Source organism: Mesorhizobium sp. WSM3860 (genome assembly GCF_002294995.1).
Classification (GTDB): domain Bacteria; phylum Pseudomonadota; class Alphaproteobacteria; order Rhizobiales; family Rhizobiaceae; genus Mesorhizobium.
In genome coordinates, this window is sequence record NZ_NSGF01000010.1 from 161,172 (window position 1) to 173,842 (window position 12,671).

Genomic DNA, 12,671 nt, shown 5'->3' on the forward strand with positions numbered 1-12,671 from the left:
AGCGCAGGCCGTTGAAAACAGCCTCCTCCTCAACTCGAAATACCGGCCAGAAGCTGGCCATAGGCGCTCTTGGCGACCTCCGACAGACGCTCGGGCGGCAGCGAGCCGACGACGGCACAACCGTAACCCTTGTCCAGCCAATAGACCGCCTCGGGCCCGTCAGCCTCGGCCGTATAGGTTCCCTTGGTCGTCTGCGATGATTCGGCGGTGACGAAGAGCGAGATGCGCTCGCCCTTGGCGTCCTCGTAAAGCAACATCGCGGCCTTGCCACGCTCGCCCGCTGGCAACAGCCGGCCGCCGACGAGTGCGAAGCCCTCGGCCGCGAGATCGGGCGCCACCAGCTTCAGCCCTACCCGGTTGGACAGCCAGGTCTGCAGGTGGTCCTTGTCGCTTGCCGGCACCTCGACCGCGTGACGCTTCTCGGCGGCGTAGATGAGATGGGCGGCGATCGCCTGCTCGGCGAGCTGGTCGTCGCTCTCGCTTCGGCCGACGCCGTCGATGCCGGCGAGATAGCCACCGAACCCGCCGACCGTCAGCACGGCTGCGGCCGCCGCCGAAAGCCACCAGCGCGAGCGCCAGGCAGGCGTCCGCGCCGGCGCTTCGCCAAGCACCGCCTGCCGCAACTTTGCCGGCACCGGTTCGTCCATCACGCCGGCCAGGGCGGCGCGGAGCGCCGCACGGTCGGCGATGTAACGGGCGCTCTTCGCCTTCATTTCGGGATTGGCTTCGAGCCAGGCGTCATAGGCTACGCGCTCCTCGCCCGGCAGCTCGCCATCGAGGGCCATGTGGATATCGCGGTCAGTGAAATCGCGCCGGGTCATCGCTCGACAATCCTAATCGAGCGGCGGCGCGAGGAGTCGTCCAGCAGGCCGCGCAGTTCCTCGCGACCGCGCGCGATGCGCGACATCAGCGTGCCGGCCGGCACGCCCAGAATGTTGGCTGCCTCGGCATAGGAAAAGCCTTCGATAGCGACCATGACCAATGCCGCGCGGCGATCGGGGCCGATCGCCTGCAAAGCATCCATGATCTCGCGCGAGGCTATGCTTTCGACCTGATCGGCGGGCGCAGCCTGGGCTTCGCCGGCTTCCAGAGGCAACATTGCCGCCTCGCCTCGCCGGTTAACCTTGCGCATCTGATCGATGAACAGATGATGCATGATCGTAAACAGCCACCTCCTGGGGCTTTCTCCAGTTTGCCAGTTGTCGAGCCGCACAAGCGCTCGCTCCAGGCAGTCCTGGACGAGATCGTCGGCGGAATCGCGGTCGCGCAGCAACGAGCGCGCGTAGCGGCGCAGACGCGGTATCTCGCTCAGGATCGCTGCCTTCTTGTCGTCCATGACCGCTTGTTTCGTGGTCGTCTTCCATTTCGATTGAACGCGCCTTCCCGGCGCGGCGCAAGCAGCCAGCGCGAAGCGGACCACCCGCTCCGGTACCCAAGCACCTGAATAACGGCGGCGGATGCAGGTTTATTCCCGGCTTGAGCTGAAGCGGAACCAAAGTTGAATACCGGCTCTCATGTTCGATATGTCGGTCACCCAGCCAACCTGAATTTCGGCGACTGCTTTAGCTACGCATTAGCCAACGCCTATCGCGTACCTCTGCTCTACAAGGGCAACGACTTCTCGCAGACCGATCTGGCCTGACCTTTATTCGGCCTCTAACCTCGCCGCTCTTGTCAGCAGGCGCTGATAGAAAAGTCCGATACCGATAAGCACGGCGCCCAGACCGATGAAGGAGAGCGCGCGCAGCACGCCTTCCAGCTCCGACATGTCGAAGAGGAAGACCTTCAGCACGGCGACCGCGATGAGCACGGCCGAGGCAATGCGCAGCACCTGCGACCTCAGCCCGACGCCGGCGGTCAGCAGCGCCACGCCGATGACCAGCCAGAGCGCCGAATAGGTGTAGGTCTCGAGCTGGCCGAGGCCGCTCCACAGGCCGATGAACTCGCCCTTGAACAGGCGCCGCACCGACAGCGTGGCGTAGGCGAAGCCGAGCAGCGCTCCGCCCAGTGCCAGCATCGCGGCATACCATCTCGGGCGCCTGTCGCGGACATAAAGCGCCAATGCTCCTGCTGCGACCGCCGGCAGCAAATAGGCGAGGAACAACAGGTTGAAAAACGGGATGGCGCCGGTCGATTCATCCGTCAGCAGCGGGTTCAGCACCACGAAATGCCGGATGACGATGAAGGCGACCGAGAGCACCCCGGCGGCCATCGAGCCATAGCGCAGCACCGAGCTCGGCGAGCGCATGTCGATGGCGACAAGGATGGCGCCGGCGCCGAGCGCGATCAGCGTGTAGATCGCCTGTTCGGCAAGCGTGACGGGGCCGGCGTCAATGACGCCGCCATGCATGGCATGGCGCACCAGCATCGCAATGGCGAGCAGGCCGAACAGTGCCGAGGCCGCTTCCATGACAAGACGCGGCCGTCCGTCGGTGGTGCGCGCGAGTTGCCAGGCAGCGAAGCCGAAGGCGAGCGCAGGCACGCCATAGCCCGGCAAGAGCCAGTTGAAGACCGGGGTCCTCGACAGTGCCGCTGCACCGACGATGGTCGGATCGAAGGCTACGCGACCGAGCACGGCGACCGCCAGGCCGACCGCGATCCAGCCCAGCACCGGGAAGCTGCGCCAGCGTGTCGCGAGCGCCGGCACGACGGCGGCGGCGGCGAGCAGCACCGTCGTCCAGCCGGAGCCGAAGGCCATGTGCAGCATCAGCGAGCCTGCGACGCCGGCGCCGCCGAGCGCGAAGGAGACGGCGGGGCCGCCGCGGAGCGGTGGTTCCTCCGCACGCGCGATCCACTCGCCGCCGGCGGCAAAGACGAGCACCAGAAGCAGTGCCGGCAGCGCGTAGCCAAAATCGCGGTCGATGTCGCCGAAGGTGACCCAAAGCGCGGTGAGCACGACCAGCGGCACAATGACACCCCATGCCGCCCATGACGCGGCGCGGATGGGCGCAGCAGCTGCAAAGCGGCGCGCGGCCCAGAACCCGGCTCCGATGAAAACAAGGGCAAGCGCGATGCCGAGGCGGAAGGTCAGCGTGTCGGATGCCGCCAGCGGCTCGGCGCCCAGGCCGACATCCAGCGCATCGGCGCCGATGGTGGCGGGCGGGATGATGCCGAGATAGATCAGCGCCGTCGCCAGGCCGGCGGCGAAGAGGAGCGGCAAGGCGCGCGGCCGGTAGAGCGCCACTGACAGCAGCGCGGCAAGCAGCGCCGCGCCGTGCAAGGCATCGCCCGCCTCGACAAACACCGGATCGATCGACAGCCCGAGCGCGGTCAGCGCAACGAAGAAGCCGGGCGCGATCGATGGCCAGTCGAAGCCGGGCTCCGCGTCGTCGCGGCCAGTAATCAAGAAATGGGCTAGCCAGACGAAGGCGAGCACGGCAAGCGAGGCCAGGCTGATGAACAGCACCGTCGAGAGATTCACCTCCGGTGCATTGATCATGTAGGCGATGGTCCAGATGCCGGTGCCGGCGAAGGCTGCCGCGACAAGCGCCTTCCAATCGCGGATGCGGGCGATGGCCGCCGTGGCGGCAAGCACGATCGCCAGGTAGACGAACAGCGCCCAGGGGTTCGGCGCCTCCGAGGCGACGAGCGCCGGCGTGACCATGGCGCCGACAAGGCCGATGCCGGCCAGCGCCAGGCCGTGAACCAGCGAGACGGCAATGGTGGCGACGCCGATCGCGCCGAGCAGCGTGAAGGCGGGCGCCGGACCAATGAAGCCGTAGATGCCATGGGCTGCATAGACGGTGCCGAACAGGATGAAGGCGCCGGCGCCCGTCAGAATCGCCGGGATATAGGCGCCGGCGGCGCCCTGCACCGGCACCCTGAAGCCGGTGCGGCGGATGAACTCGGCGCCGGCAAGCAGCACAAGGCCGAGAACGCCGGCCATGGTGAGGCGCACGCCGGGACCGAAAATGCCGGCCTCGATCGTATAGCGGATCAGGAACAGGCCACCCAGCGCCAGCGCGATGCCGCCGACCCAGACCGCCCAGCGCGTGCCGAGCGCCGTCTCGACATCGCGGGCGGCCATTGCAGGCACTGCCGCTTCGGCCGGCGCGGCAGGTTGCGTCAGTCGTCCCTCTCCGGCGGGTTCGGACGGAGCCCCCTCGCCCGCTTGGGCTGGCGCTTCGGGGGTCGCGGCGGCGGCCTGCGGGATTGTTTCACCTGCCGGCGGCGAGCCCCCTGCGGCAATCACGGCGGGAACTCCGCTTGACGCAGCTTCCGCGGCCTCGCCAGTCCTTGGCGCGGCCTGCGGGGCAGCCGAAAGCACCAGGCTGCGCAGCGCGCCAAGCTCGCGCTCGATCAGGCCGATGCGGGTCTGCTGGCGTGAAATGATGACGAATAAAGCGATGACGGCGGCAATGGCGATCAGGCCGAAAAACATGGCGGTTTCCCCTCAAAACCGTGCCAGTCGTGGCCGACAAATGCGGCAATGAGGCGGCTACCCAATCAGCGCCTTGCCGGCCTGCAAGATCGAGCATGTTTCGGCGCCGATTGCCAGCGACCGCCGGCTTTATCCAACGGCGATACGTCGAAACGGGTGAGGCTTGGGCCGCAAATTGCCTGCCGCTGGCCCAGAAATACTCGTGCTATTCTCCGAAACAATTACCAAGAGGATGATCGATGCCGCAGCGAAGCGCAGGCCTGCTGATCTTCAGGCAAACCGCCGGTGTGTTCGAGTTCCTGCTGGTCCATCCCGGCGGACCCTTCTGGGCAAGGAAAGATGAAGGGGCCTGGTCTATCCCGAAGGGGCTCATCGACGATGGCGAGGATGATCTCGTGGCCGCTCGGCGCGAGGCCGAGGAGGAGCTAGGCGTCGCGATCGACGGCGATTTCCAGCCAGTCGGCAGCTACAAGCAGCCGGGCGGTAAAATCGTGATCGCCTGGAGCGTCGAAGCCGACATCGATGTGGATGCCGTCAGGAGCAACATGTTCACAATGGAGTGGCCGCCAAGATCGGGCGCCATGAAGGAATTTCCCGAAGTGGACAAAGCCGGCTGGTTCTCACTCCCAGAGGCAGGTCTCAAGATCCTGAAAGGCCAGCGTTCCATCCTCGACGATTTTCTGGAACGACGGAGAGCCGATTAGATCCTCGCCCTATTCGCCGGCAATCACCTTCACCGCCGCCTGGTGCCGGCGCAGAGCCGCGAGGAAGCCGGCGCGTGCGTCGGGCGGCTCGATGCCGCGCGGCTCATAGACATGGCGGGTGAAGAAGAAGCCGGTCAGCCGGAAGGCGTTCTCCAGCGCCGCGGCATCGGCGCGTACGCCGGAGCCGCGCTGCAGGAAGGCGGGGAGCGCCAGCATCTTGTCGTGCCAAGCCGCGCCCGCGGCGCGCGAGACGGCGCGCCCGGATCTCGGCGAGACATAGGCGAGATCCTGCCGCGATCCGGTCGCCGCGCACTGGCTGAGGTCGAGGCCGAAGCCGAGCTCATCCAGGATCAGCAATTCGAAGCGCGCCACCAGCTCGCCCGCGGCATCGGCATCGCCCAGATGGGAGATCATCACCGCTAGAGCCTCGTAGAGGCCGCCATGGGCATCGCGTTCGGGCAGAAGCCTGAGATGCGCGGCCATGGTCTGCAGGCCGTAGACGGCGACTGCGCTGTCCATCAGCCGGGCGGCGTTCATCTCGATCGCCTCGGCCTGGAAGATGCCGAGATGCTCGTCGAGACGTGCCCGCCACAAAAGATCGACGCGATTGCCGGGCTGCAGCACCGGCTGCTGCTTGCGCGAGCGGCCGCCCCGCACCAGGCCGAGATGCCGGCCATGGGCGCGCGTCATCACCTCGAGGATGGCGCTGGTTTCGCCATGCTTGCGGGTGCCGAGAATGATTCCCTCGTCGCGCCATTCCATGGGTCGAGCTTTCCACCTGTTGGGCGGCGAAATCAAGATTGCCGCCCCTGACTCAAAATCTGTCCTGACAGGGAAGGCCGGCAACATCTGCTGCTGCCGCCGCGGCGGCAATATCGGAAAATTCTCAGAAAGCGGTCGGGATTTTTCGGCCGAGCCGGCGCCAAATACAGGCGCGACCGGGTGGCCGGCGCAGACCGCCGAGCGGTTCGGCTGGCCTTTTGCCGAAGCGTCGACCTCTCGGGCAGGCGACCTCTCGCAACAATGGCCCGATGAGAGGATCGATATGAACTCCTTCCTGGGCGTGGTGCGCAGGCACCAGCTGACCATCTTCTTTTCGCTGGCGCTCGGCCTGACATGGTTGGCGTTCATTCCCTTCTATCTGTCGCATGGCGAGAGCATTCCCTGGTTCACCTTCGGACCGGCAGTCTCCGGCTTCATCGTCGCGGCACTCGCCGGCGGCTGGGGCGCGGTGAAGACCATCCTCGCCTCGATAGTGAAATGGCGCGTTAGCCCGATCTGGTATCTGGTGGCGGTCGGCCTGCCGTTCGGGATGCAGCTCGCCTCGATCCTGATCAATCCGTTGCTCGGTTCGGCGGAGCCGTCCTGGGGGAACATCCCGGCCTTCTCCGAGGTGGCGCCTATGATCGCGCTCTATGCCGTATTCAGCGGTCCGCTGGGCGAGGAACCCGGCTGGCGCGGCTTTGCGACCCCGTATCTTCTTGGCGGCCGTCCGGCGCTCGCCGGCAGCCTGATCCTCGGCGTGATATGGGCAATCTGGCACTTGCCGCTCGGCCTGATCGGCGATCTCAGCCTCTACGGCACGATCAACGTCGTGCTGGCCGGGATCGTCTTCACCTGGCTTTACCAGAACACGGGCAGCGTATTGCTCCCCATCCTGATGCATGTCTCACACCAGAACAGCGTGCGCTTCCTCGCCAAGGCGTTCGTTGACGGCGACTACATCCAGCAGCAATGGATCGCGGTTGCGATCTGGGCGGTCATCGCGGTCGCGATCGTTGCCTATTACGGCACGGAAAGCTTTGTACAACGGCCTGCGAGGCGACTTGCCACTGCATGAATACTCGACCGGTGACGGCGCCTGCTCGACGCCGTCACGCCTTGCGATCATCGGCGAGCACTTCGTCGATCACCCGGCGCTGCCTCCCGAACTCGGCCTGGTTGGCGTCGTGACCGGCTACCGTGATCAGCGCCTTCCACAGCGTCCAGCCGCGGCCGCGCGTCCAGGTGGCGTCATCCACGGCGATCCGGGCGCGGAATGCCTGGCGGCTCTCGCCTTCGAACAGCGTCCAGGCTATCGCCAGATCGCAGGAAGGGTCGCCGACGCCCGACGTGCCGAAGTCGATGACAGCGCTCAGACGACCGTCCTCGACCAGCAGGTTGCCTGAGGCGACATCGCCGTGGAACCAGACGGGCGAGCCGTGCCAGCCGGCAGCAAGCGCCGCCTCCCAGACGGCAGTGGCGGCTTGCGTATCGATCCGGCCTTCGAGCGCAGCGATGGCCTGTCTCGCCTCGCCGTCATAGACGGCCAGCGGGCCGCCGCGATAAAAATCGTGTTGGCCAGGTGCCGGCCCGGCGGTCGGATCGATCCGTTTCAGGGCTACGAGGAACTCAGCCACCGAGACCGCGAACCCGCGAAGGTCGGCGATGCGCCCGGTTTTCGCCGTCTCGCCTTCGATCCAGCGGTAGATGGACCAGTGCCAGGGATAGCTCGCCGCGGGCTCGCCCATGGCGAGCGGCTCGGGAATCGGCAGCGGCAGAAGCGGCGCGAGCTTGGGCAGCCAGCGATGCTCCTTCTCGACCTGCAGCGCATAGGGAGCAGCACTTGGCAGCCTGACCGTCATCGCGTCGCCGAGATGGAAGGTACGGTTGTCCCAGCCGCCGAAGGCGACCGGCTTCACAGGCAGATGCCGCCATTCGGGAAACTGCGCGTCGACCAGCCGGCGCACGAGATCGGTGTCGATATCTATCTTCGGGGTGTGCATGTCGTTATCCCAAACCGCGTCGCTTTTGGGCGACATGGATCAGTTGGGAAACTCCAGTCCCATTTCGCGATAACGCTCGGGATCGTCGCCCCAGTTCTCGCGCACCTTGACGAACAGGAAGAGATGCACCTTCTGCTCGAGGATGTCGGCGATCTCGGCGCGCGCGGCCTGGCCGATGGCGCGGATCGTCTCGCCTTTGTGACCGAGCACGATCTTCTTCTGGCTCTCGCGCTCGACGTAGATGACCTGTTCGATGCGCACCGAGCCGTCCTTCTTCTCCTCCCACTTCTCGGTCTCGATATGCGAGGAATAGGGAAGCTCCTGATGGAGCCTGAGATAGAGCTTTTCGCGTGTGATCTCGGCCGCGAGCTGGCGCATCGGCAGGTCGGAAATCTGGTCTTCCGGATAGTACCAGGGGCCGGCTGGAAGCGTCTCCGCAAGATAGTCCAGCAGGTCCTTGCAGCCGGAGCCAGTGAGCGCCGAGACCATGAAGGTGCGCTTGAACGGCGCCCTTTCGTTCGCTGCCGCGGCCAAAGCAAGAAGCGTCTCCGGCTTGACCCGGTCGACCTTGTTGAGGACGAGCAGCATCGGCTGCTTAACGTCCGTGAGCCGGTCGAGAATGGCGTCGGCATCGCCCTTGATGCCGCGTTCGGCATCGATCAGCAGCACCACGACATCGGCATCCTTGGCGCCACCCCAGGCGGTGGTGACCATGGCCGTGTCCAGCCGCCGCCTCGGCTTGAAGATGCCGGGCGTGTCGACGAAGACGATCTGCGCGTTGTCATGCGTGGCGATGCCGCGCACGATCGCGCGCGTCGTCTGCACCTTGTGGGTGACGATCGAGACCTTGGCGCCGACGAGTTGGTTGAGCAACGTCGACTTGCCGGCATTGGGCGCGCCGATCAGCGCGACGAAGCCGGAGCGCGTGGCAGGCGTTTCGGAAGTTTCGGTGACGGTCATGCAGCGCTCCATACGCCTTCGCGCAGCAGCAACGCCGCCGCCGCCGCCTGCTCCGCTTCGCGCTTGGAACGGCCGCTGCCGATCGCCGGCGCGATAGAGCCGACCTTGACGCTCACGGTGAACAGCGGGTCGTGGTCGGGCCCCTCCCGAGCATCCACCCGGTAGGCCGGCATCGCGCCCGACGCTGCCTGATGCGCCCATTCCTGCAACTCGGTCTTGGCGTCGCGGCGGGCAGCACCGATCGCCTGCGAGCGCGGCTGCCAGTAGCGGTGGATAAACGCGCGGGCAGTCTCAAGCCCACCATCCAGGTAAAGCACGGCGATCAGCGACTCCAGCGCGTCGGCGCGCAGATTGGTTCGCTTGCGGCCTTCAAGATTGCGCACGTCGGAGCCGGCGCGGATCAGTTCCGGCAGACCGATCTCTTCGGCGATCTCGGAGAGCGCTTCGGCATTGACCAGCGCGTTAAGGCGGAGCGACAGCTCGCCCTCGGCGGCATCGGGGAAAGCGGCCAGCAGCATATCGGCCACGACAAGGCCGAGAACGCGGTCGCCCAAAAATTCGAAGCGTTCGTAGTCGACGCCGGCGTGGGTTGAACGCGCGCTGGCATGGGTCAGCGCGCGCTGCAGCCGCTGGCGGTCGGCGAAGGCGTGGCCGGTGCGCTCGACAAGCGCTTCGGCAAGGGCATCGGCGGTCAAACGCTTGGTCGCCGCCATGACCTTAGTGGACGAGATGGAACAAGCGCCCGGCACGCATCAGCGACGGCCACTTCCAGATTTCCAACGGGCTTGCGCCATCGGCGATCGAGAAGAAGATGACGTTGGCGCGCCCGACGAGGTTCTCGGCCGGCACGAAACCGACGGTGAAGCGGCTGTCGGAGGAATTGTCGCGGTTGTCGCCCATCATGAAATAGTGGCCGGGCGGCACGTCGAACTCGCGCGTGTTGTCGCCGATCGAATTGGGCGTCAGATCGAGCGTGTCATAGGTGACGCCGTTGGGCAGCGTCTCGCGATAGACGTCGACTGGACGGTCGACCTCGGTGATATCGGGATTGTCGATCTGGCCGACCTTTTCGCGCGGCACGGCGGTACCGTTGATGAAGAGCTGGCCGTCCTTGACCTGGATCTTGTCGCCGGGCAGGCCGACGACGCGCTTGATGTAGTCGACGGACGGATCCGGCGGGAACTTGAACACCACCACGTCACCGCGCTTGGGCTCAGAGCCCCAGATGCGGCCGGAGAAAATGTTGGGTCCGAAGGGCAGCGAGTAGCGCGAATAGCCATAGGCCCATTTGGTGACGAACAGGTAGTCGCCTTCGAGCAGCGTCGGCCGCATCGAGCCGGAGGGGATGGAGAAGGGCTGGAACAGCAGCGTGCGGATGACAAGCGCGAGCAGCAGAGCCTGGATAATGACGGAAAAGGTTTCCCCAAGCCCGCCGGATTTCTTCTGCGATTTTTCAGCCACGCTCATGTCGTCCTCGATTGTGCGTTGGTTGGTATAGAGTCTCGGCGCGCGCTGGGCAACGTCATGCCGCTCGTGGTCAGATGGAATCAATGTGGCGCTTGTTCGGCGGGCACTGCCTCGATGATCACAAAGGCTTGAGCAAGCGGAAAATCGTCGGTGATGGTCAGGTGGATCAGCGCATGGTGGCCCTTGGGCAGGATTTTTTCCAGCCTGGCGGCAGCGCCGCCGGTGAGCGCCATGGTCGGCGCGCCGCTGGGCAGGTTGACCACGCCCATGTCGCGCCAGAAGACGCCCTCGGCCATGCCGGTGCCAAGCGCCTTGGCGCAGGCCTCCTTGGCGGCGAAGCGCTTGGCGTAGGAAGCGGCACGGGCCGCGCGCCTCTCCGACTTGGCCTGCTCGACCTCGGTGTAGATACGCTGGATAAAGCGCTGGCCGTGCCGTTCCAGCGACTTCTCGATACGTCTGATGTCAATCAGGTCGCTGCCGATGCCGATGATCATTCGGCGGGAACTTCCCGTCCGCCTTGCCGGGCCGTCCTGGCTCGCTCGGCCATTCGCCGCTGCCGTTGCGCGCGAAAAGCGGTCATGCCCCACCGCGTGACAGCATAGAAGACGAGCCCGAAGACCAAGCCGAGGGGCACCGCGCCGAGAAGCATCGGCTCCAGGATCGGGCGCCACAGCTTGGCGAAGGAAAGGATGTGCATCATTTCGCCGAGATGCTCCGGCGGCCCGTGCCTGGGCAGATGTTCATGCAGGATGAGCTTGCCGGTCTCCCAGGACGCGCCCCAGAGCAACGGGAAGGTCAACGGATTGCCGAAGAACACCGCACCGAGGGCTGCCGCCACCAGATTGCCGGCGACCACCCAGCAGAGCACGGCGGCGATGATGAAGTGGAAGCCAAGCGGGAAGAAGGAGGCGAAAACGCCCGCCGCAACGCCGGCGGCGACCGAATGGGGCGTCGCTTTCAGCCGCAGAATGCGCTTGGAGAAATACTGAACGGAGCGCGAGAACGAGCGGCGCGGCCATAGATAAGTACGCACCCGCTCCAGGAGGCCATCAGGCTCTCGGCGTCGAAAAAGCACTCTGTTTCAGTTCCTGGTCCAACACACGCTTCCCTGCCAGCCGGGTCGCGCCAACATATCTTGCGCTTCAACGGCGCAGGAAGGCAACAAAACTTTGATATAGCGATTGCCAGACCACGGGACAACGAAACGTCGCCGCGATTGGTCTGCCGCAGGCTCTAACAAGAGCGCCATTCTGGCGAAACTAAGGAAGACCGGGCAAAGCATGCTTGGCCAGTCGCCCTGCGCAACCGCCGCGCCGAGATATTGGGCACGATCAGCCTGGGCCTTTCAGCTAAGTCCGATATTCGCTGACCTCGACCAGATTGTCGTCGGGATCGCGGAAATAGACCGACATCATCCTGCCACGAGCGCCGTTGCGCTCGACTGGCCCGACTTCGACCGCCACGCCGTTGGCTGCGAGGCTGGCGCGGATGTCGGAAAGAGGCACCGCCGCAATGAGGCAGAAATCGCCGGCACCCGGCGTCGGCGCCTTTGCCTTCGGCTCGAAAGTACGGTCGACTTCGTGCAGGTTGATCTTCTGCGATCCGAACAGAAGCGCGGTCGGCCGGTTCGGCTCGTCCAGCCGCCGCATGCCCAGCACGCGCTGATAGAAATCGCAAGTCGCTTCGACAGAGCGGACCGTCAGCACGAAATGATCGATGCCGGCGATCATTCGGGCGTCAGCGCGCATTGCTGGTTAAGGGTTTCAACGGGCACGCTCAAGTGCTTGTTTTCATCCGTTGCGACCTCAGATGTTACGGCTCCCCGGCTTAACGGCAGGGATAGCGGCAAGTTCCGCCGGCAGGCTGTCGGGCGGGTAGGCCGGCACCTCATATTCGGCGAGCGCAATCAGCGGCACGCCGACATCGGTCTTGCCGGCCGAGCGGTCGATGATGCAGGCGGCTGCCACCACCTCGGCGCCGAGCTCGCGCAGGCAGTTGATGGTTTCGCGAATCGAGAGACCCGTGGTGACGATGTCCTCGACAATGACGACGCGCGATCCCTTGGCAATCTCAAAGCGACGCAGCCGGAACTCGCCCCCTTCCCGCTCGACCCAGACCGCCGGGGCGCCGAGATGACGCGAGGTCTCATAAGCCGGGATCAGGCCGCCGATCGCCGGGCCGACGACATAGTCGATCCTGCCCGGCACCGCCTTACGAATCTTCTCGGCCAGCGCCTTGCACAGGCGCTCGGTCTTGTCGGCATGCATGAAGACGCGCGCCTTCTGCAGGAAGATCGGGCTGCGCAGGCCGGACGTCAGGATGAAGTGCCCCTCGAGAACCGCGCCGGCCTCGCGGAAAATGCCCAGCACTTCATCGGTGTTCATTTCGTTCCCC

14 protein-coding genes and 1 pseudogene are annotated in these 12,671 nt (G+C 65.4%); 3 read left to right on the plus strand and 12 right to left on the minus strand.

Annotated features, from left to right (window positions below; all coding sequences use genetic code 11):
- Window positions 1-29: 29 nt before the first annotated feature.
- Window positions 30-821, minus strand: a complete 792-nt coding sequence (locus CK220_RS17935; RefSeq protein WP_095812793.1) for an anti-sigma factor — start codon at window positions 819-821, stop codon at window positions 30-32.
- A complete protein-coding gene (locus CK220_RS17940; protein WP_066998131.1) occupies window positions 818-1,336 on the minus strand; it encodes an RNA polymerase sigma factor in 519 nt (172 codons plus the stop codon). The genes CK220_RS17935 and CK220_RS17940 overlap by 4 nt, the downstream gene beginning before the upstream one ends.
- A 192-nt stretch (window positions 1,337-1,528) precedes the next feature.
- Here CK220_RS17940 and CK220_RS32515 point away from each other — a divergent pair.
- A pseudogene (locus tag CK220_RS32515) lies at window positions 1,529-1,642 on the plus strand (type II toxin-antitoxin system VapC family toxin); the annotation flags it as partial.
- A 3-nt stretch (window positions 1,643-1,645) separates the two neighbouring features.
- Here CK220_RS32515 and CK220_RS17950 read toward each other — a convergent pair.
- Window positions 1,646-4,381, minus strand: coding sequence for a DUF2339 domain-containing protein (locus CK220_RS17950; RefSeq protein ID WP_095812794.1), 2,736 nt, complete (start codon window positions 4,379-4,381; stop codon window positions 1,646-1,648).
- A 239-nt stretch (window positions 4,382-4,620) separates the two neighbouring features.
- On the opposite strand from CK220_RS17950, the gene CK220_RS17955 reads away from it, so the two are divergent.
- A complete protein-coding gene (locus tag CK220_RS17955; RefSeq protein ID WP_095812795.1) occupies window positions 4,621-5,085 on the plus strand; it encodes an NUDIX domain-containing protein in 465 nt (154 codons plus the stop codon).
- A gap of 9 nt (window positions 5,086-5,094) precedes the next feature.
- On the opposite strand, the gene recO is transcribed toward CK220_RS17955, so the two are convergent.
- Window positions 5,095-5,847, minus strand: coding sequence for a DNA repair protein RecO (recO, locus tag CK220_RS17960; protein WP_095812796.1), 753 nt, complete (start codon window positions 5,845-5,847; stop codon window positions 5,095-5,097).
- Between the two features lie 283 nt (window positions 5,848-6,130).
- On the opposite strand from recO, the gene CK220_RS17965 reads away from it, so the two are divergent.
- Window positions 6,131-6,925: a type II CAAX endopeptidase family protein gene (locus CK220_RS17965; RefSeq protein WP_095812846.1), complete on the plus strand. Its 795-nt coding sequence runs from the start codon at window positions 6,131-6,133 to the stop codon at window positions 6,923-6,925.
- Window positions 6,926-6,959: 34 nt separating this feature from the next.
- Here CK220_RS17965 and CK220_RS17970 read toward each other — a convergent pair whose 3' ends face one another.
- From CK220_RS17970 to pyrE, 8 genes are all read right to left on the minus strand, one after another.
- Entirely contained in the window at window positions 6,960-7,850 is an 891-nt protein-coding gene (locus tag CK220_RS17970) for an aminoglycoside phosphotransferase family protein (RefSeq protein WP_095812847.1), read from the minus strand.
- Between the two features lie 39 nt (window positions 7,851-7,889).
- Window positions 7,890-8,822 carry a GTPase Era gene (gene era / locus CK220_RS17975; protein ID WP_095812797.1) on the minus strand — a complete coding sequence of 311 codons (933 nt, stop codon included), beginning with the start codon at window positions 8,820-8,822 and terminating at the stop codon, window positions 7,890-7,892.
- Window positions 8,807-9,523, minus strand: a complete 717-nt coding sequence (gene rnc, locus CK220_RS17980) for a ribonuclease III (protein WP_095812798.1) — start codon at window positions 9,521-9,523, stop codon at window positions 8,807-8,809. The genes era and rnc overlap by 16 nt, the downstream gene beginning before the upstream one ends.
- A 4-nt stretch (window positions 9,524-9,527) precedes the next feature.
- Window positions 9,528-10,277: a signal peptidase I gene (gene lepB, locus CK220_RS17985; RefSeq protein ID WP_066997458.1), complete on the minus strand. Its 750-nt coding sequence runs from the start codon at window positions 10,275-10,277 to the stop codon at window positions 9,528-9,530.
- Between the two features lie 80 nt (window positions 10,278-10,357).
- Entirely contained in the window at window positions 10,358-10,771 is a 414-nt protein-coding gene (gene acpS, locus CK220_RS17990) for a holo-ACP synthase (protein WP_095812799.1), read from the minus strand.
- A complete protein-coding gene (locus tag CK220_RS17995) occupies window positions 10,768-11,352 on the minus strand; it encodes a DUF2062 domain-containing protein (protein WP_095812800.1) in 585 nt (194 codons plus the stop codon). Before CK220_RS17995 ends, acpS begins: the two co-directional genes overlap by 4 nt.
- Window positions 11,353-11,626: 274 nt before the next feature.
- Window positions 11,627-12,007 (minus strand): VOC family protein, encoded by a 381-nt coding sequence (locus CK220_RS18000; protein WP_095812801.1) that lies wholly within the window; start codon window positions 12,005-12,007, stop codon window positions 11,627-11,629.
- Between the two features lie 75 nt (window positions 12,008-12,082).
- The gene (gene pyrE, locus CK220_RS18005) at window positions 12,083-12,661 is read right to left on the minus strand and encodes an orotate phosphoribosyltransferase (RefSeq protein WP_095812802.1); all 579 of its coding nucleotides are present in this window, start codon (window positions 12,659-12,661) and stop codon (window positions 12,083-12,085) included.
- Window positions 12,662-12,671: the final 10 nt, after the last annotated feature.

Bases quoted from the DNA above. Each gene is read 5' to 3' on its own strand.
- CK220_RS17935 (WP_095812793.1), bottom strand. From the start codon at position 821: ATGACCCGGCGCGATTTCACTGACCGCGATATCCACATGGCCCTCGAT.
- CK220_RS17940 (WP_066998131.1), bottom strand. From the start codon at position 1,336: ATGGACGACAAGAAGGCAGCGATCCTGAGCGAGATACCGCGTCTGCGC.
- CK220_RS17950 (WP_095812794.1), bottom strand. From the start codon at position 4,381: ATGTTTTTCGGCCTGATCGCCATTGCCGCCGTCATCGCTTTATTCGTC.
- CK220_RS17955 (WP_095812795.1), top strand. From the start codon at position 4,621: ATGCCGCAGCGAAGCGCAGGCCTGCTGATCTTCAGGCAAACCGCCGGT.
- recO (WP_095812796.1), bottom strand. From the start codon at position 5,847: ATGGAATGGCGCGACGAGGGAATCATTCTCGGCACCCGCAAGCATGGC.
- CK220_RS17965 (WP_095812846.1), top strand. From the start codon at position 6,131: ATGAACTCCTTCCTGGGCGTGGTGCGCAGGCACCAGCTGACCATCTTC.
- CK220_RS17970 (WP_095812847.1), bottom strand. From the start codon at position 7,850: ATGCACACCCCGAAGATAGATATCGACACCGATCTCGTGCGCCGGCTG.
- era (WP_095812797.1), bottom strand. From the start codon at position 8,822: ATGGAGCGCTGCATGACCGTCACCGAAACTTCCGAAACGCCTGCCACG.
- rnc (WP_095812798.1), bottom strand. From the start codon at position 9,523: ATGGCGGCGACCAAGCGTTTGACCGCCGATGCCCTTGCCGAAGCGCTT.
- lepB (WP_066997458.1), bottom strand. From the start codon at position 10,277: ATGAGCGTGGCTGAAAAATCGCAGAAGAAATCCGGCGGGCTTGGGGAA.
- acpS (WP_095812799.1), bottom strand. From the start codon at position 10,771: ATGATCATCGGCATCGGCAGCGACCTGATTGACATCAGACGTATCGAG.
- CK220_RS18000 (WP_095812801.1), bottom strand. From the start codon at position 12,007: ATGATCGCCGGCATCGATCATTTCGTGCTGACGGTCCGCTCTGTCGAA.
- pyrE (WP_095812802.1), bottom strand. From the start codon at position 12,661: ATGAACACCGATGAAGTGCTGGGCATTTTCCGCGAGGCCGGCGCGGTT.